Raw genomic sequence first — 17,922 nt, forward strand, 5'->3', positions numbered from 1 at the left:
CGTAGGGTGAAAACAGCCATTTAAACGAGGTAGCAACATGTCAAAACGCATCCAATTCTCCGCCACCGGCGGCCCAGAAGTGCTGCAGTATGTTGATTTTACTCCTGTCGATCCCGCTGCGGGGGAGGTTCAGGTCGAGAACAAGGCGATCGGTATCAACTATATCGATACCTACGTACGTAGCGGCCTGTACCCACCGGCAAACTTCCCTAGCGGGTTAGGTACCGAAGCGGCTGGGATAGTCATCAAGGTCGGGGCAGGTGTCAGCGCGGTCAAACCGGGCGATCGCGTGGTTTATGCCCAGTCCGCACTGGGTGCCTATAGCGAAGTTCACAACGTCCCGCTGGAAAAGATAGCTATCCTGCCGGATAACCTCACTTTCGAACAGGGTGCTGCCTCGTTCCTCAAAGGGTTGACCGTACATTATCTGCTGCGACAAACCTATGAGATCAAGCCAGGAGAGGTGTTCCTGTTCCATGCCGCCGCAGGGGGCGTCGGGCTGATTGCCTGTCAGTGGGCCAAAGCGTTGGGTGCCAAACTGATCGGCAGCGTGGGTTCAGATGAAAAAGCAGAGCTTGCCTTGCGTGCCGGAGCCTGGGCTACCATCAATTATCGCCAGGAAAACATTGCCCAGCGCGTAGCTGAACTGACCAACGGCGAAAAGGTTAACGTGGTCTATGACTCCGTAGGGCAAAGTACCTGGCAGGACTCTTTGAACAGCCTGAAGCGCCGCGGGCTGATGGTGAGCTTTGGTAATGCCTCCGGCCCGGTTACCGGCGTCGATCTGGCGTTACTCAATCAGAAAGGCTCGCTGTACGTCACCCGCCCTTCACTCAACGGTTACATCACCAACCGCCAGGAATTGCAGTTTGCCAGTAACGAGCTGTTTTCGCTGATAGGCAGTGGTGCGATCAACGTTGACGTGAAGGAAACACAAAAGTTTGCGTTGGCAGATGCCCAGCGGGCACACCAGATCCTGGAAAGCCGCCAGACCAGCGGTTCCAGCCTGCTGATCCCTGTCCTGTAGCAGCAAAAAGAAAGGGCCTCATAAGGGGCCCTTTCTAGTTTACAGCGCTTTGTAGGGGTAGAGCAGAGTCCGCCAGAGATGGGGGTTGCTTCAAGCAACACTCTTGTCAGCTCTCGCGGTGATGAAAATGATTAGCATCACTGCTGCGGAGCCATCCTAGCAGCCTCGATAAGTAAAAAATATGATTAATGTGCCGCATTCGCATTTAAAACATCAAGCTGTGATCCCCGCCACACTGGCAAGCAATCTGCCTAGTGAGTTTCAGCGTGACTGACTGATATTTCGGCAAAAAATATTAATAGCGCCGTATCTGTGGTTTCTGCATAGAACGGTATATCCACACGCCAACCACCGCCAGGATCAGCCACGGCAGCAGTTTAAACACCATGGCAAACAGCCCGCCCAGCAGCATAAAAGCCGCGGCCACAAATAACGCAGCCATCACGCCCAGCAGTGAAATACCCGTTACCAGCAGCATGGCGACAAAGCCGATCAGAAAGAACAGTTCTAACATGGGTTGCTCCTTGGCAAAACAATAGGTCTGTCTTGTTCTTTACAAGAAACGTGCCAACTTGAAGTCAATGATAACTTATTGAAATTATATAAAAATAGCGCCACAACCGGTGGCGCCATTGGTCAAAAAAACCAACTTTTAGTCAAATTTTTTGCCGATTATGCCATTTCAGTGCGAGGTGAGCGCACCAATGCCAAAGCCTGTTCGACGGTGCGCACATCGGCCCCTGGCTTATGGGCATTTTCACTCAGATGGCGGCGCCACTGCCGCGCGCCAGGAATGCCCTGGAACAGGCCAAGAATATGGCGAGTGATGTGACCCAGATAGGTTCCGTTCGCTAGCTCGCGCTCGATGTACGGATACAGCGATTCGATAATCGCCACGCTGTCCATCACCTCGCTCTGGCGGCCGAAAATCTCGCTGTCCACCCGCGCCAGAATGCCAGGATTTTGGTACGCCTCGCGCCCCATCATCACACCGTCCAGATGCTGCAGGTGCTGTTGGGCTTCTTCCAGCGTTTTCACGCCGCCGTTGATCGCAATGGTCAACGCCGGGAAGTCACGTTTCAACTGATAAACACGCGGATAGTCCAACGGAGGGACTTCACGGTTTTCTTTCGGGCTCAGGCCGGAAAGCCAGGCTTTACGGGCATGAATGGTGAACATATCGCATTCCCCACGCCCGGCAACGGTAGAGATAAAATCGCACAGGAACTCATAGCTGTCCTGATCATCAATGCCAATACGGGTTTTTACCGTCACCGGGATCGACACCACGTCGCGCATCGCCTTGATACAGTCGGCCACCAAGGTCGCCTGCCCCATCAGACAAGCACCAAACATGCCGTTTTGTACCCGATCCGACGGGCAACCGACATTAAGGTTGATCTCGTCATAGCCACGCTGTTCCGCCAGTTTGGCACAGTGCGCCAGTGCTGCCGGATCGCTGCCCCCTAGCTGCAAAGCCACGGGGTGCTCTTCCTCGCTGTATGCCAGGTAGTCACCTTTACCGTGGATGATCGCGCCGGTGGTCACCATTTCGGTGTACAGCAGCGTTTCCTTACTCAGCAGGCGATGGAAGTAACGGCAATGGCGATCGGTCCAGTCCAGCATAGGGGCAATGGAAAAACGATTGGCGGCGTATTGGGTATTATTAATATCTTTCGTCATGCTGAGTTACTGGCTACCTGATAAGTCCGGGACTCGACAATCAGCGCGTTGTGCCGATGCCGCAAATGGCTATTATAACGGCAATCGACGGTCTTGGGGAAACCGTCGTTCATTCTGATTAGGATCTCAGAGCGGTAACGTTTTCTCTCGGCCCTATTCCAATTGTCGGATCACGCGACACGGCTGCCCAAGCGCCAACACGTTAGCCGGAATATCCTCGGTCACCACGCTGCCTGCGCCGATGGTAGTGCCATCACCAATGGTGACGCCAGGCAGGATCACCACGTTGCCGCCAATCCAGACGTTACTGCCAATCACCACCGGCTTGGCTGAGGTATGGAACGGAAAATCGGCATTGCCGGTAAACCGCTCGCTGGCCTTGAGCGGGTGGCTTGGCGTGTAGATTTGCGCGTTTGGGCCAATCAGCGTGTTATCACCAATGGTGATGGTGTTGCAGTCAAGAAACACCGCATTGACGTTGATAAAGCAATTCCTGCCAATGCTGATATGCTGGCCATAGTCGCACCAGAACGGTAATTCAATCCAGCTGTCATCACCCCATGCTGCAAACAACTCACGCAACAGACGCTGTTTCTCTTCAGACTGAGGTGAGTCCAACGCTGCGAGCTGTTTAGTCAGGCTCCTCGCCCGATGGTACATGGCAATCAGCTCATCATCACGGCTGTTATATACCTCACCACGCAGCAATTTCTCTCTTTCTGACATCCCAGGCTCCTGAAAGGTTTGACACCTTACGGGTTATACCGCCGTGCCCGAGTGGAGCCTATGACATAAAGCGGCAAATCGTGATCCACATCTCATTGTGCCTAGTCTTGCTGCGCAAAATCGCCCGATTTGCTGCGTTATCCAGGGAAAGCGGGGCAACCCTCGGCGATTGCGTTGAAACATGATAAAATCGGCTTCTTTGCATAGCCGGATAATTGCCATGAACTCAACCAACCAGGAAAAGCTGCTCGCGCAGGCTGAACAACTCTGTCAGCAACGCAACGTGCGACTGACCCCGCAACGGCTGGAAGTGTTACGCCTGATGGCTGAGCAACCCGGCGCCATCAGCGCTTACGATTTGCTGGATTTACTGCGTGTGGCAGAGCCGCAGGCCAAACCACCTACGGTCTATCGTGCACTGGATTTCTTGCTGGAACAGGGATTTATCCACCGCGTTGAATCGGCAAACAGCTATGTGCTGTGCCACCACTTCGAACAGCCGATGCATACCTCCGCCCTGTTTATCTGCGATCGCTGCGGACAGGTCACGGAGCGTACTACCGAAGGGGTGGAAGAAACCTTGCAGAAACTGGCTCAAGAATCAGGGTTTGTGCTGCGCCACAGCGTAGTGGAAGCCCACGGTCTGTGTTCTGCCTGTGTGGTGGTAGAAAATTGTGAAAACCAACACGATTGCGATCATGACCACAGCATTGTGGTGAAGAAAAAATAAGCGGATTGGGTTGCAGGAGGGAGCGGGTACATCCTTGTTCCCGTGGCCGTGGCAGGGGGGAAATCTGCCAGGCCGGATGGTGTCGTAGCGCCGCAATACTCAGCGGCTCATCGCGCTACCAACGATACTTGCTGTGTTCTTCCCAGGCTTTGACTTCTTTTTCGGCTGCCTCTTTCTGGTAGCCATAGCGTTCCTGGATTTTACCGACCAGCTGTTCGCGTTTCCCTTCGATCACGGTGATATCGTCATCGGTCAGCTTGCCCCATTTTTCCTTCACTTTACCTTTAAACTGCTTCCAGTTACCGTCGGCTTGATCTTTGTTCATAATCTCTCCGTTACTCTTGGTTGTCAGTTTTAGATAAATCTGGCTGGACTTAACTGAGTCAAATTTAAGGTTATCTAATGCGTCCGTTGCCAATTAAGCGCGGGCTTAATTCGCCAGCCACGTGATTAACTATAGTCACCCATCACGAAAAGCACCCGAAAAGCAGCATGAAATAGGGTTAGGAAAAGTCTTAATAGCAAAAAACACCGTTAAAACAGTAAGCAAGCGAAGCAAAACAGCCCTCAACACATGTAACCAAATGTGAATACCCATCCAGAATCATCAACTAGTCTGGCCTATGTATCGCTAGTTAGGGGATGAAAACCAGGTGCCTTGCACGCTATGACGGTGCCAAACCCAGCCCAAAGCAGCCCCGCGCAGTGCCAGGAATACCGCCAGAGCCAGCCATAAACCGTGGTTGCCCAATTCCGGCAGGGTGAACAACGTCAGCCCGTAGCCCACTGCGGCTACCGCCATGCTGTTACGCATTTCTGCGCCACGGGTGGCGCCGATAAACATGCCATCCAGCAGATAGCACCAAACCCCCACCAGAGGCAGCACCACCTGCCAGGGCAGATAATGATTTGCCAGCGCACGCAACTCCGGCAGCGAGGTTAAGCCCGCCACAATCTGCTGCCCGGCGAACAGATAAATAACGGCAAAACCACAGGCAACCAGGCAAGCCTGCCGACAGGCGGCACGCCATACTTTACGCAGTTGCCGCCCGTCCCGCGCACCATAGGCGTGGCCGGAATGGGCTTCCACCGCGTAGGCAAAACCATCCAGAGCATAGGCGGTAAAGGTCAGTAGATTCATCAGCACCGCATTCACCGCCACCACCTCTCCGCCCATGCGGGCTCCCAGAATGGTCAACGAAGCGAAACACAGTTGCAGTAATAACGAACGCAGCATGATGTCGCGGTTAAGTGCCAACAGGCGGCGCATATCCCCACGCCACGCGGTTCGCAGCATTGTCAGCGAAATCCCCCGCATGCGTAGTACCCGCCATGCTAACCACAAACCCAGCAACAGCGTGGCGTACTCCGCAATCACCGTGGCAGTTGCGGCCCCCTGCACGTTCCAACCCAGCCCCATTACCAGCCAGATATCCAGCACGATGTTCAGCAGGTTACCGACAATCAACAGGATCACCGGCGCCCTCACGTATTGAACTCCCAGCAACCAACCGAGCAACACCATATTGGCCAACGCCGCCGGGGCACTCAGCCAGCGGATCTCCAAAAATAGCCTGGCCTGAACCAATACTTCCCGATCGCCCCCCACAATGTTCAGCGCCAAGGTGATCAACGGGGCTCGCAACAGCACAATCGCCAGCCCGGCCACCAGCGCCAACAATAACGGCTGCATAAATGCGCGAGCCAGCCGGTAGGGATCTTGCGCACCCAGCGCCTGCGCCGTCAGCCCGGTGGTGCTCATACGCAGGAACAACAACAACATAAACAGGAAGCTGGTGGCCATTGATCCCACCGCGACCCCGCCAAGGTAGCTAGGGCTATCGAGATGACCGATAACGGCGGTATCCACCAGGCCAAGCAAGGGGACGGTAATATTGGAGAAGATCATCGGCAACGCCAGACGCCACAGAGCTTTGTCGGTGTCACTGGTGAAGGCAGAAAGCAGGCGCATGGCGATATGTTCCCGTACAAGCATGGATTTTAGCGTAGCTTAGAAATGACATCGCCCCAGAGTTGGGGCGAGGTTTGCCGTTTTAAAGGGCTGTAATACGAGGTAAAACGGTTAGATCCAGTCGCCGTTGCGGATCACACCCACCGCCAGGCCTTCGATGGTGAAGTTCTGCTGGCGCAGATCGACCACGATCGGTTGGAATTCGCTGTTTTCTGGCAGCAGTTCGACAACGTTACCGTGTTTCTTCAGGCGTTTGACCGTGACCTCGTCTTCAATGCGGGCGACGACGACCTGGCCGTTGCGTACGTCTTGAGTCTTATGCACTGCCAGCAGATCGCCATCCAGGATGCCGATGTCGCGCATCGACATGCCGCTAACGCGCAGCAGGAAATCGGCATTAGGCTTGAACAGTGAAGGGTCCACCTTATAGTGCCCTTCAATGTGCTGCTGAGCCAACAGAGGTTCACCGGCAGCCACACGGCCCACCAGAGGTAACCCCTCTTCATCTTCCATCAGCAAGCGGATACCGCGTGATGCACCGGAGATGATCTCGATAACGCCTTTGCGAGCCAGTGCTTTCAAGTGCTCTTCTGCAGCATTTGGTGAGCGGAACCCCAGGCGCATTGCGATCTCGGCACGCGTCGGTGGCATGCCCGTTTGCGAAATATGATCGCGAATCAGGTCGTAGACCTCTTGCTGTCTGGTAGTTAGTGCTTTCATTCCGCCCCCTGTTTGTTTATACAGTCTTGCTGTGAGTATATACAGCTAAGTCTGGATTGGGAACCGAAGAATAAATAAAAATCAGCAGGTAGCGAGCGTGATCGCAACGATACCCGCTGGTTTTCACGCCAAATGCTGCCAAAGTACCGAAGCCCAAACGAACAGCGCCAGAATGATTGCCAGCGATACCGCCGCCGAGCCCATATCTTTGGCCCGCCCGGAAAGCTCGTGATATTCCGTCCCCACGCGATCGACAACGGCCTCAATCGCACTGTTGAGGATTTCGACAATCATCACCAGCAGCACCGAGCCGATCAACAAGATGCGCGCTATCGCTCCCACATCCAGCCAAACCGCCACGATGATAGCCACCACCGTCGCCACCAGTTCCTGACGGAATGCGGCTTCGTTCTGCCAGGCAGCGGTTAAACCTTTATAGGAATAGCCTGCCGCTTTAATGATACGCGTCAGGCCAGTTGCTTGATTTGCCATAGTTAAGAACGCCTTTCTCCAAGATGGATCATGTACCCGTCGTGTTGCAGCCGCAACGTTCCAGACAGATTTGCCAGCCCAATCACATTTTTATCGCAGCGCAGTATACAGCAAGGTTGGAATACCTTAATCACCTAGCTATGTCGTACCAATGCCGCGCGCGCATGAGTGCGCTAGAGCGGCCAATTTGATATCCATCAGGTATAATTCAACTATGTACTTCCATTGCCGTGAATGGCCGTGGATTTCCCAACGCCACAGATCTGCTACCCGGTTTCTGGTATGCTTGCGGCGAATTGCTAACAAGAGGCTTCACGTTGTCATGTCAGGTTGGCGTAAAATCTATTATAAGATATTGAACTTACCACTAAAAATGTTGGTAAGAAGTAAGGTTATCCCAACAGATCCGGTCACGGAGTTAGGGTTGGATCCCTCACGACCGATTTTGTATGTTTTACCTTATAATTCCAAGGCGGATTTACTCACCTTGCGCACCCAGTGTCTGGCGCAAGATCTGCCCGATCCCCTTAACCCGTTGGAAATCGATGGCACCGTGCTGCCAAGCTACGTGTTTATCCACGATGGCCCACGCGTATTCCGCTATTACACCCCCAAAGAAGAATCGGTAAAACTGTTTCACGATTATCTGGATCTGCACCGCAGCAACCCGGATCTCGATATTCAGATGTTGCCGGTATCGGTGATGTTTGGCCGCTCCCCAGGGCGCGAAGGCCACGGCACGCCGCACCTGCGCCTGCTAAACGGCGTACAGAAGTTCTTCGCTGTACTGTGGCTGGGGCGTGACAGCTTTGTCCGTTTCTCCAACACCGTGTCGCTACGCCGGATGGCGACAGAGCACGGCACCGATAAGACCATCGCGCAAAAACTGGCCCGTGTCGCACGTATGCACTTTGCACGCCAGCGCCTGGCCGCCGTTGGGCCAAGCCTGCCAGCCCGTCAGGATCTGTTCAACAAGCTGCTGGCCTCCAAGGCGATTGAAAAAGCGATCGAAGATGAAGCGCGCAGCAAAAAGATCTCCCACGAAAAGGCCCAGCAGAACGCAATTGCGCTGATGGAAGAGATTGCCGCCGATTTCTCCTATGAAACGGTGCGCCTGTCCGACCGCGTGTTGAGCTGGACCTGGAACCGGCTGTATCAGGGTATCAACGTCACCAACGCCGAGCGTGTGCGTCAGCTGGCGCAGGATGGCCACGAGATCGTCTATGTGCCGTGTCACCGTAGCCATATGGACTATCTGCTGCTGTCCTATGTGCTCTACCATCAAGGGCTGGTGCCACCGCATATCGCAGCGGGTATTAACCTGAACTTCTGGCCTGCCGGGCCGATCTTCCGTCGCCTGGGCGCATTCTTTATTCGCCGCACCTTCAAGGGCAACAAACTCTATTCAACCGTGTTTCGTGAATACCTCGGTGAGCTGTTCACCCGTGGTTACTCGGTAGAATACTTTGTTGAAGGCGGGCGTTCCCGTACCGGCCGCCTGCTGGAACCGAAAACCGGCACCCTGTCGATGACCATCCAGGCCATGCTGCGTGGCGGTACACGTCCGATCACCCTTGTGCCGATTTATATCGGTTACGAGCACGTGATGGAAGTAGGTACTTACGCCAAAGAGCTGCGTGGCGCGACCAAAGAGAAAGAGAGTCTGCTGCAAATGGTGCGTGGCTTGCGCAAGCTACGCAACCTCGGCCAGGGCTACGTAAACTTTGGTGAACCGCTGCCGTTGACTACGTACCTGAACCAAAACGTCCCGCATTGGCGTGAGTCTATCGACCCGATCGAAGCACAGCGCCCAAGCTGGCTGACGCCTGCGGTCAACGATCTGGCGGCTCAGATCATGGTGCGTATCAACAACGCTGCCGCCGCCAACGCCATGAACCTGTGTTCCACCGCGCTGTTGGCCTCACGCCAACGTTCGCTGACCCGTGAGCAGTTGCTTGAGCAGTTGGAATGCTACTTACAGTTAATGCGTAACGTGCCGTATGCACCGGACGCCACCGTACCCGCGCAAACGCCAGACCAGTTGCTGGATCACGCTTTAAACATGAACAAGTTTGAAGTGGAGAAGGACAACATCGGCGACATCATCATTCTGCCGCGCGAGCAGGCGGTGCTGATGACGTACTATCGCAACAATATCCATCATATGTTGGTACTGCCTTCGTTGATCGCCTCTATCGTGATGCATCACCGCCGCGTGTCGCGCGTTGAGCTGTTGCGTCAGGTCAGCCTGATCTATCCGATGCTGAAGGCCGAGCTGTTCCTGCGTTACGACAAAGAACAGCTAGCCGACGTGCTGCAACCGCTGATCGAAGAGTTGATACGCCAGCAGCTGATTTGTAGCAAAGGCGATGAGCTGGTGCTGAACCCTGCGCGCATCCGTCCGTTGCAGCTGTTGGCCGCCGGGGTGCGTGAAACCCTGCAACGCTATGCCATCACCATGTCGATCCTCAGCGCCAACCCAAGTATCAACCGGGGTGCCCTGGAGAAAGAGAGCCGCATTATGGCCCAGCGTTTGTCGGTGCTGCACGGCATCAACGCGCCGGAATTCTTCGATAAGGCGGTGTTCTCCACCTTGGTGGCGACGCTGCGTGAAGAAGGCTTTATCAATGATATTGGCGATGCGATCCGCGAGCACACCATGGAGGTTTACACCATGTTGAGCGATCTGATCACCCCGGAAATCAAGCTGACCATCGAAAGCGTCAGCATGCCGGAAGAAACCAATACCCCAGCGCTGACAGCTGAAGTCGTAAAAGAAGACGAGTAACTTACAGGCCAGTTACCACGAAAAAGGCATCCGATAATGGATGCCTTTTTACTTTTTGCGTTGGGCAAATCATACGTAGCTAAGCGCAATACCGATGAACAACACCAAGCCGACGTAGTTGTTATTCAGGAAGGCACGGAAGCAGGCATCGCGATCGCGGCCAGCCACCTGCTTTTGCTGATGGATAAACAACGCCCCGGCCAGCAACAGCGACCAGTAAAACGCGCCCCCTAACTGCATCAGATAACCTACCCACAACATCAGTAACAGCGTAGCAAACTGCAACAGCCCTACGATCAGCTTGTCATGGCGGCCAAACAGCACCGCGGTGGATTTGATCCCAATCTTCACATCGTCATCACGATCGACCATGGCATACAAGGTATCGTAAGCCACCGTCCAGCAGATATTGGCCAGAAACAGCAACCAGCAGCTCAGTGGCAGCGACTCGCTGACAGCGGCATAGGCCATCGGGATCGACCAGCCAAACGCCGCCCCCAGCACCACCTGAGGCAAATTGGTCACCCGCTTCATAAACGGGTAAACCCAGGCCAGCGCCAGAGCCGCCAGCGACAGCCAGATGGTCATCGCATTCAACGTCAGCACCAGCGCAAAGGAAACCAGCACCAGCGAGACAAACAGGATCTTGGCCTCTTTTTCGCTGACGCGGCCGCTCGGCATTGGGCGGCCTGCGGTGCGTTTCACATGCCCATCGAAAGCGCGATCGGCATAGTCATTCACCACGCAACCCGCAGCACGCATCAGGAAAACGCCAAGCACAAATACCAGCAATACCGACGGCGAAGGAACTCCCCCCCCTGCCAACCACAATGCCCACAGGGTGGGCCACAGCAACAATAGCGTGCCAATCGGCTTATCGATGCGCATCAGATGGCAATAGGCCTGCCATTTGCTTTGAATCACGCTCCCTTCCAAAGTTCTTTCTCCCCTAATTATGCCGGAGTGCCCTTTTCCACCGCATACAGTGGAGAGGCCGGTAGAAACAGTTCCGTCAGTAACAATGGTTTTCCCGCCAGACGGAGGCGAGAACGCCGCGCCCACAGATCCTTCTGCTGGCCAACATGGATAAAATCACGAGTCAGGCTTTCACTGCTGAACAGATAACGGCCCAGTGGCAACGTCCCCAGGTCGACCAGCGCCAGATCCGGCCCGGTCAGCGTTTCCTGTGGGATCACCGTACGCCCCAGCAGCCAAGGCTCGCCGTCACCCAGTAAGACGATCTCTCGCAGCCAATAGCGCTCGCTGTGTGGCAGATGAACCGCCTCTTCGGCAAGCTGGTCACGAGTGATGAAGCATTCACGCTGTGGTTCTACCTGCACACGGCCACAATGGCGCTCAAAACGGCGGGTCATGGAACCTAACTCCATCAGCCAATCGCTAACGGCGGCAGGTATTGAGGAATGTTCAGACAGCCACTCAATAGGCGGCAGGATAGGCTCCCTAATGTCAGACATTATGCTACTCCAGGCCGGAGGCTGCGTGCCGCGCCAAGCCATACAAACTGTTAACAGAAATCCATTGTAACGCAGAAACGCAAAAGCGGCAGGCAGATTCGTGACGTAACGCATCCCCCATTATCAGGGGGTAAAACGGCAGGCTGTCGTAGTGGAAGATGTCATAACGCGAGAGAGTTCGTACTGTTGGCGCCACGCTGTCCCCCTCTGCTCGGTATCAGTGGGGAAACGCGGGTGGGCAGATGAAAAAAGGTGCGCCGAAACGCACCAATCATCAAGCCAGCATCGGTAGCGTGGGGGATTACCCCTTGCCTTTCACGCTGCCAATAAACGTTTCACGAGCGGTGGTGGAACCCAGTTTTTCGGCCTCATTCATCAGTTTCAGCGCCTTATCGATATCGCCCGCCTTGACCGCCTGTTTGATGCCGTTATTGAAGTAAGCCTCGGTGTCATTGAGCATCGGTTCTGCCGGTGCGCTGGCAACCGGTGCTGGAGCCGCAACTGCCGGAGCGGTGGCACCCACCACGACCGGTGGCGTTGCCGGAGCCGATTGCAGCATGCCAATCATGATGTTGCTGGCCCCTTGTTCTGCCGTCACCTTCAGCTTCAACGTGCCGCCAGTGCTGTGGCTGGCGATCGGATCCGGGATGTCCGGTACCGCGTTACCCACCCCTTGGGCGTAGGCTTTGGCCGGGTTGGTCAGGATGGTGGTTTTAGCCAGATCCTGCTGGGTGGTGTACACCAACAGATAGATCTGTTTTTGCCCCAGCGCAGGGGTCAGTTTCAATGTGCCCTCCAACCGATCGGCAGACATCACGCCCGGTGGCTGGTAAGCGAAATAGCTGCTCGGATAATAGGCCGCCGGGCGCATATGTTCATCCAGCACCAATACGCTTGGAGCATAGATTGAGTTTTTATTGGCCAGACTGCTCAGTTGGATTTCCAGCGATCCCCGATCGGCCGGCAGCGCAAATGCAGCAACGGCTCCCTGGATCTGGCCTTGGTTGATCTGTGGGCTGACATTATTAAGTTGGACATCCTGGGTCACCGGCGGTACCAACGGCTGCCAAGGCAAACTTTGCAGGGTAGTGGCACTGATGGCCGGTGCGACAGAAACGTTGGCCGGAGTATCGGCATAGGTCGCCAGCGGTGCGCCGACGGTCAACGCCAGAGACAGGCAGAGTGACAGTAGATTTTTTTTCATTGTTATACCCTCTCGCTTTGAGCGTGTATCCCGGCAGCGGGCAGGCAAGCGCAATACTGCCGGTTAAACGGTAAGAGGGAGGGCGTACAGGCGCCCTCCCGTCAAGCCAGTATTACCACCAGATTTCCATCTGGGCACCGAAGGTGACTTCGCTGTCTTTACCACGGCTGAAGGTATGCATGCTGGTATCGTTATAAGCCGTACCTGCGTTGTAGCCCGCACCGGAATCGTTGTTTGCGTAGCCCCACTTCTCATCCCAGTTGGCGTAGGTCGCGAAGACACGGATCGCCGGACGTGACCAGATGCTGTTACCCGCTTGCCACTGTTGTGCCAGGGTGACTTTGTATTGGCCGTTGCGATCGCCAGTACGTTGCGACTTCACGTTGTCGTAGCCAACTTCCATCAAGGTGCTCATGATTGGCGTCCATTTGTACATTGGGCGCACGCCCACGGTGTACCAGGTGGTGCCGTTGTCATTGTCGCGGTTAACGTCCTGATACATGGCAACATACATCATTGCCCAATCATCGTTGAAGTCGATGGCACCGTGATCCAGCACGCGGATCATCTTGCCGTTGTTATCAATGGAAGAACCTTGGCTGCGGCCGTTGTTCTGCGCAGTCATGGAATCGGTGGCGTACTGTACCGTGAATTTGTTGAAGCCGCCCAGGATGCTCTGGGTATGTTCCGCGGTAAACATCCAACCGTCTTTGCTTGCCCCGTCGACCAGGTGGTAACCGTCTTGCTCATTGGCACGGCCATAATCCACACCCAGTTCCAACGTACCGCCAGGATTCAGCTCAAGGCCAGCCAAACGCAGGTCGTAGGTATCGTTGACGGTTGGACGCTCGTCACGTTGATTGTCGATATAACCTAAGGAACCACCGGATTCGGTGTTACGGGTCACGGCAGCAGACAGCTTGCCGAAGCCCAGGTCGATATTTTCCAGACCGGCACCAGGACCTGAGATGTCCCAGTAGTAGAAGTCGATCATATGGACGTCATGACGTTGATAGAAGCGCTTACCGGCCCACATGTTGGCACCTGGCAACGCGTCGATCAGGTTTTTACCCTGCACGTTCACTTCACGGAAGGCCGGATTGGTCGATTCCCAATCAGACTGTTGCGACACGGAATAGGCCACGTTGGTGTCGAAGTAGAAGCTCTTGTCGCCCTCTTTCCACACTTCCTGGCCCAGTTTCAGTTCCGCATAGGTTTCACATTCGTTACCCAGACGGTACTTACTGCTGGCACCGGTGGTCTGGAAACACTGTTGCTCACCGCCGCTCCCGGTCCAACCGATACCGGAACGTGCGTAGCCGTGGAAATCCACCGCCATCGCTGATGAGGATAAGACACCGGCGGCGACAGCCAGAGTCAGAGGAAGTTTGCGCAGAGTAGTCATCATTATTCTCCTGTTATACAGACCTTGATGCTTTAAACACCCGGTTCCTGATGCAGCCGTTTACACGCCGTCCCGTCCTCGCGGAACAGGTGGCAACGGTGTGGCGGCAGGCCGATGGCGAATGTTGCACCTTCTTCTACCAGCACCACGTCGTTCTGGCGGTAAACCAGGTTTTGACGAATTGCCGGAATTTGGATATGGATTTGCGTCTCGTTGCCGAGCTGCTCCACCACCTGTACTTCACCCATCAATGTCACTTCAGACTCGGAACTCGGTAACAGATGTTCTGGGCGGATCCCCAACGACAGGTTGGCCCCAACCTCAATGCCCTCCCCCTCAACCGGCAGCCATACCAATTGGCGATTGGGCATCGGCAGTTCGATCTGTACCCGCAGCGCTTCCACACCGGTCACTTTCACCGGCAGGAAATTCATTTTTGGCGAGCCGATAAAGCCCGCGACAAAGCGGTTGGCCGGGTAGTGATAGAGTTCCAGCGGCTTACCGATCTGGGCTACACGCCCGGCGTCCAGCACCACGATTTTGTCGGCCAGCGTCATCGCTTCGACCTGATCGTGAGTGACGTAAATCATGGTGCGCTGCAGCCGCTTGTGCAGACGTGAGATCTCAATGCGCATCTGCACCCGCAGTGCGGCATCCAGGTTGGAAAGCGGTTCGTCCAGCAGGAACACATCCGGCTCAGCCACCAGCGTACGGCCAATCGCCACACGCTGACGCTGTCCACCGGACAGGGCTTTTGGGCGTCGGTCCAGCAAATGCGCTAATTGCAGCACTTCAGACACCTGATTAACCCGCTGATTGATTTCCGCTTTTTTAGCACCAGCCAACTTCAGGCCAAACGACATGTTGTCGGCCACGGACAGATGTGGGTACAGCGCGTAAGACTGGAACACCATGCCGATACCGCGCTCAGAAGGCGGTACCTCATTCATCCGTTTTTCACCGATGAACAGATCGCCAGAGGTAATATCCTCAAGCCCGGCGATCATGCGCAGCAGCGTTGATTTACCGCAGCCGGATGGCCCGACAAACACCACAAACTCGCCGTCATCGATAGTCAGATTGACGTCTTTGGAAATCACGACCTCGCCGAAGGCCTTATAAACGCTGCGCAGTGTGACGCTAGCCATGCGTAACTCCCCTGCTTTCGCAGTTAACATTTCGTGTAAAGATGGCGGAACCGAAGCCCGCCAAGACCCATTGATGACCCTCTTGCTGCGCACCGTACTGCCATGCCATAGGCTTGGTCGCCTCAGCCGGTGCGGCCGGCTGAGTATAAGGCTGTAGGTTGATCAGCGCTTCAAGGCATTGATCCTGATGGGTAATAAGTAAGCGAATAACGCCATTTTCCTGGCTGATCTGGTTCAGAACACCACATTGGATCACCGGGTGCTGACGCAGGGCCAACAGAGCCTGGCAGTAACGTAAGGTTGAATGGTGGTCGTGTTGCTGGCGGCTGATGGCCAGCGCACGGTGTTCTATCGCCACCTGTTGATACCAATGGATCTCTCCTGCGGTGACCTGCTCCGGCGCTTCATGCCAAGGCATCGGGGTTTGTGCCCCCTGCGGTTCTTGCAGATCCGCCGCGTGTGGCAAGCCCAGCTCTTCGCCCTGATACAAGCAGATAGGTGCGGGCAGTAATGCCAACAGGGTCAGGAAAGCCTGTGCAGAACGCAGATCGCCTTGCCCCCAATGGCTGACCACTCGCGGCTGATCGATTTCGCCGGTGCTCCAGACTTTTTCGCCCAGTTGGTGACGATGGGTATGCAACACCTCCACCAGCTTTTCGCAGCTGAACGGCACCACTTCCAGCGCCAACGCGCTGCGGACATAGTGCTGTTCGGGAGCGGCACTGCGGCAGATACGCTGAGAGCCTTCACTGTGCCAAAGTACCAGCCCGTGCCCGGCGACTTCCGCTCCAGCCTCTGGCGATAACGCCTGCGGCAATAACAGCCCGTCCACCGCCAGTGCTTTCAGATAGGGCAGCGCCGCCATCATGCCGTGCATGTCGCCCACACCATCGCCGTTTCCATCGCGGAAACTGACCGGATGGATCCGGTACAGCGTGGGGTGAGTGGCGGTACGCACTGGTGACATAGGTCCGGGTTCCTGCAGCGTTAGGCGGTAAAAATCAATGTTGCCAATAGTGGGGTAACGGCAAGAAGGGGTAATCATCCGTAACAGAATTTTTCATGGGGGAGGAGATGGGAGGATGAGAGAACGACGATGCGCGGCGAAAGTTCCCGGCATAAGGCAAATCTGTGATCTTCCTTGCAAAAATAGCCCTGTCTTTTCGTGTCCGACACCACAGAATAGGGCGGTTTGCTAGCTGGATCACACTACTCAGGCATGGGGCGTAGACGGGGGGAGGATGAGAACACAGCGGGTTGTGACCCACTATTAGCGCGTAACCGCTCTCCTTACCGCAGTCCCCACAGAAGGATTGGATTTATGAATCGCATAATGACAACAACCGTACGCCGGCTTGCGCTTTCAGCATTAACAACGCTGGTGCTCTCCTCCTCCGCTTTCGCCAAAATAGAAGAAGGCAAACTGGTTATCTGGATCAACGGCGATAAAGGCTATAACGGCCTGGCCGAGGTGGGTAAAAAGTTTGAGAAAGACACCGGTATCAAAGTGACCATTGAACATCCGGACAAACTGGAAGAGAAGTTCCCGCAGGTTGCCGCTACCGGTGACGGTCCGGACATCATCTTCTGGGCTCACGACCGTTTCGGGGGCTACGCGCAATCGGGCCTGTTGGCAGAAATCCACCCTTCCAAAGCCTTCCAGGAAAAAATCTATCCGTTCACCTGGGATGCGGTACGCTTTGACGGCAAGCTGATCGGTTACCCGATCGCGGTGGAAGCCCTGTCGCTGATTTATAACAAAGACCTGATCAAAGAAGCGCCAAAAACCTGGGAAGAGATCCCGGCGCTGGATAAAGAGCTGCGCGCCAAAGGCAAAAGCGCCATCATGTGGAACCTGCAAGAACCCTACTTCACCTGGCCAGTCATTGCCGCCAATGGCGGTTATGCCTTCAAGTTTGAAGATGGCAAATACAACATCAAAGACGTGGGCGTAGCCAACGCCGGTTCACAGGCTGGCCTGCAGTTCATCGTCGATCTGGTGAAGAACAAGCACATCAACGCCGATACCGACTACTCGATTGCCGAAGCCGCTTTCAACAAGGGCCAGACGGCGATGACCATCAACGGGCCTTGGGCCTGGACCAACATCGAGCAAAGCAAAATCAACTATGGCGTCACGCTGCTGCCAACCTTCCAGGGCAAGCCGTCCAAGCCGTTCGTTGGCGTGCTGACCGCGGGCATCAACGCCGCCAGCCCGAACAAAGAGCTGGCGACCGAGTTCCTGGAAAACTACCTGATCACCGATCAGGGCCTGGCTGACGTTAACAAAGACAAACCGTTGGGTGCCGTGGCGCTGAAATCGTTCCAGGAACAGTTGGCCAAAGATCCGAAGATTGCCGCCACCATGCAGAACTCGCAAAACGGCGAAATCATGCCAAACATCCCGCAGATGAGTACCTTCTGGTATGCGATGCGTAGCGCCGTGATCAACGCCATCACTGGCCGCCAGACGGTGAAAGCCGCACTGGAAGATGCTCATACCCGTATCACCAAGTAAGACCCTGGCCATTGGCGGGCTGTGATGCCCGCCT

17 protein-coding genes are annotated in these 17,922 nt (G+C 55.2%); 4 read left to right on the plus strand and 13 right to left on the minus strand.

The window, feature by feature from the left end; all coding sequences use genetic code 11:
* Positions 1–37: 37 nt before the first annotated feature.
* Complete coding sequence (locus KGP16_RS24020; RefSeq protein WP_223500464.1) at positions 38–1,027, plus strand: quinone oxidoreductase; 990 nt, start codon at positions 38–40, stop codon at positions 1,025–1,027.
* 295 nt (positions 1,028–1,322) lie between these two features.
* Here the strand turns inward: KGP16_RS24020 and pspG are convergent, their stop codons facing one another.
* From pspG to KGP16_RS24035, 3 genes are all read right to left on the minus strand, one after another.
* Positions 1,323–1,541 carry an envelope stress response protein PspG gene (gene pspG / locus KGP16_RS24025; RefSeq protein WP_021180810.1) on the minus strand — a complete coding sequence of 73 codons (219 nt, stop codon included), beginning with the start codon at positions 1,539–1,541 and terminating at the stop codon, positions 1,323–1,325.
* Between the two features lie 158 nt (positions 1,542–1,699).
* Complete coding sequence (gene dusA, locus KGP16_RS24030) at positions 1,700–2,710, minus strand: tRNA dihydrouridine(20/20a) synthase DusA (RefSeq protein ID WP_024528008.1); 1,011 nt, start codon at positions 2,708–2,710, stop codon at positions 1,700–1,702.
* Between the two features lie 153 nt (positions 2,711–2,863).
* Positions 2,864–3,436 carry a sugar O-acetyltransferase gene (locus KGP16_RS24035; protein ID WP_059199028.1) on the minus strand — a complete coding sequence of 191 codons (573 nt, stop codon included), beginning with the start codon at positions 3,434–3,436 and terminating at the stop codon, positions 2,864–2,866.
* A gap of 220 nt (positions 3,437–3,656) precedes the next feature.
* Here KGP16_RS24035 and zur point away from each other — a divergent pair, with 220 nt between their 5' ends.
* Positions 3,657–4,166, plus strand: coding sequence for a zinc uptake transcriptional repressor Zur (gene zur, locus KGP16_RS24040; RefSeq protein ID WP_024483981.1), 510 nt, complete (start codon positions 3,657–3,659; stop codon positions 4,164–4,166).
* Between the two features lie 115 nt (positions 4,167–4,281).
* On the opposite strand, the gene KGP16_RS24045 is transcribed toward zur, so the two are convergent.
* From KGP16_RS24045 to KGP16_RS24060, 4 genes are all read right to left on the minus strand, one after another.
* Entirely contained in the window at positions 4,282–4,491 is a 210-nt protein-coding gene (locus KGP16_RS24045) for a CsbD family protein (protein WP_024483982.1), read from the minus strand.
* Between the two features lie 306 nt (positions 4,492–4,797).
* A complete protein-coding gene (dinF, locus tag KGP16_RS24050; protein WP_223500465.1) occupies positions 4,798–6,138 on the minus strand; it encodes an MATE family efflux transporter DinF in 1,341 nt (446 codons plus the stop codon).
* 111 nt (positions 6,139–6,249) lie between these two features.
* Positions 6,250–6,858, minus strand: coding sequence for a transcriptional repressor LexA (lexA, locus tag KGP16_RS24055; RefSeq protein WP_021180815.1), 609 nt, complete (start codon positions 6,856–6,858; stop codon positions 6,250–6,252).
* A 123-nt stretch (positions 6,859–6,981) separates the two neighbouring features.
* On the minus strand, positions 6,982–7,350 hold the full coding sequence (locus KGP16_RS24060; protein WP_021180816.1) for a diacylglycerol kinase: 369 nt from the start codon (positions 7,348–7,350) through the stop codon (positions 6,982–6,984).
* Between the two features lie 322 nt (positions 7,351–7,672).
* Here KGP16_RS24060 and plsB point away from each other — a divergent pair, with 322 nt between their 5' ends.
* Entirely contained in the window at positions 7,673–10,138 is a 2,466-nt protein-coding gene (gene plsB, locus KGP16_RS24065; RefSeq protein WP_209529597.1) for a glycerol-3-phosphate 1-O-acyltransferase PlsB, read from the plus strand.
* A gap of 69 nt (positions 10,139–10,207) precedes the next feature.
* On the opposite strand, the gene ubiA is transcribed toward plsB, so the two are convergent.
* The 6 genes from ubiA to KGP16_RS24095 form a co-directional block, all read right to left on the minus strand.
* On the minus strand, positions 10,208–11,074 hold the full coding sequence (gene ubiA / locus KGP16_RS24070) for a 4-hydroxybenzoate octaprenyltransferase (protein WP_209523945.1): 867 nt from the start codon (positions 11,072–11,074) through the stop codon (positions 10,208–10,210).
* A gap of 17 nt (positions 11,075–11,091) precedes the next feature.
* Positions 11,092–11,613, minus strand: coding sequence for a chorismate lyase (gene ubiC, locus KGP16_RS24075; RefSeq protein WP_223500467.1), 522 nt, complete (start codon positions 11,611–11,613; stop codon positions 11,092–11,094).
* A gap of 301 nt (positions 11,614–11,914) precedes the next feature.
* A complete protein-coding gene (malM, locus tag KGP16_RS24080) occupies positions 11,915–12,817 on the minus strand; it encodes a maltose operon protein MalM (RefSeq protein ID WP_094982846.1) in 903 nt (300 codons plus the stop codon).
* 112 nt (positions 12,818–12,929) lie between these two features.
* Entirely contained in the window at positions 12,930–14,225 is a 1,296-nt protein-coding gene (locus KGP16_RS24085) for a maltoporin (RefSeq protein ID WP_141234374.1), read from the minus strand.
* 29 nt (positions 14,226–14,254) lie between these two features.
* Positions 14,255–15,370 carry a maltose/maltodextrin ABC transporter ATP-binding protein MalK gene (malK, locus tag KGP16_RS24090; RefSeq protein WP_059199032.1) on the minus strand — a complete coding sequence of 372 codons (1,116 nt, stop codon included), beginning with the start codon at positions 15,368–15,370 and terminating at the stop codon, positions 14,255–14,257.
* Entirely contained in the window at positions 15,363–16,337 is a 975-nt protein-coding gene (locus KGP16_RS24095) for an alpha-amylase family glycosyl hydrolase (RefSeq protein WP_223500469.1), read from the minus strand. The genes malK and KGP16_RS24095 overlap by 8 nt, the downstream gene beginning before the upstream one ends.
* A gap of 354 nt (positions 16,338–16,691) precedes the next feature.
* Here KGP16_RS24095 and malE point away from each other — a divergent pair, with 354 nt between their 5' ends.
* On the plus strand, positions 16,692–17,888 hold the full coding sequence (gene malE / locus KGP16_RS24100; RefSeq protein WP_371822650.1) for a maltose/maltodextrin ABC transporter substrate-binding protein MalE: 1,197 nt from the start codon (positions 16,692–16,694) through the stop codon (positions 17,886–17,888).
* Positions 17,889–17,922 lie beyond the last annotated feature (34 nt).

This window comes from Serratia sp. JSRIV006, assembly GCF_019968685.1.
In the GTDB taxonomy this organism is placed as follows: Bacteria; Pseudomonadota; Gammaproteobacteria; order Enterobacterales; family Enterobacteriaceae; genus Chania; species Chania fonticola_B.

Coding starts and splice junctions, on each gene's coding strand:
- KGP16_RS24085 (WP_141234374.1), bottom strand. CDS start 14,225: ATGATGACTACTCTGCGCAAACTTCCTCTGACTCTGGCTGTCGCCGCC.
- pspG (WP_021180810.1), bottom strand. CDS start 1,541: ATGTTAGAACTGTTCTTTCTGATCGGCTTTGTCGCCATGCTGCTGGTA.
- dusA (WP_024528008.1), bottom strand. CDS start 2,710: ATGACGAAAGATATTAATAATACCCAATACGCCGCCAATCGTTTTTCC.
- ubiC (WP_223500467.1), bottom strand. CDS start 11,613: ATGTCTGACATTAGGGAGCCTATCCTGCCGCCTATTGAGTGGCTGTCT.
- KGP16_RS24020 (WP_223500464.1), top strand. CDS start 38: ATGTCAAAACGCATCCAATTCTCCGCCACCGGCGGCCCAGAAGTGCTG.
- KGP16_RS24045 (WP_024483982.1), bottom strand. CDS start 4,491: ATGAACAAAGATCAAGCCGACGGTAACTGGAAGCAGTTTAAAGGTAAA.
- dinF (WP_223500465.1), bottom strand. CDS start 6,138: ATGCGCCTGCTTTCTGCCTTCACCAGTGACACCGACAAAGCTCTGTGG.
- KGP16_RS24035 (WP_059199028.1), bottom strand. CDS start 3,436: ATGTCAGAAAGAGAGAAATTGCTGCGTGGTGAGGTATATAACAGCCGT.
- zur (WP_024483981.1), top strand. CDS start 3,657: ATGAACTCAACCAACCAGGAAAAGCTGCTCGCGCAGGCTGAACAACTC.
- plsB (WP_209529597.1), top strand. CDS start 7,673: ATGTCAGGTTGGCGTAAAATCTATTATAAGATATTGAACTTACCACTA.
- KGP16_RS24095 (WP_223500469.1), bottom strand. CDS start 16,337: ATGTCACCAGTGCGTACCGCCACTCACCCCACGCTGTACCGGATCCAT.
- malE (WP_371822650.1), top strand. CDS start 16,692: ATGAATCGCATAATGACAACAACCGTACGCCGGCTTGCGCTTTCAGCA.
- malK (WP_059199032.1), bottom strand. CDS start 15,370: ATGGCTAGCGTCACACTGCGCAGCGTTTATAAGGCCTTCGGCGAGGTC.
- lexA (WP_021180815.1), bottom strand. CDS start 6,858: ATGAAAGCACTAACTACCAGACAGCAAGAGGTCTACGACCTGATTCGC.
- malM (WP_094982846.1), bottom strand. CDS start 12,817: ATGAAAAAAAATCTACTGTCACTCTGCCTGTCTCTGGCGTTGACCGTC.
- KGP16_RS24060 (WP_021180816.1), bottom strand. CDS start 7,350: ATGGCAAATCAAGCAACTGGCCTGACGCGTATCATTAAAGCGGCAGGC.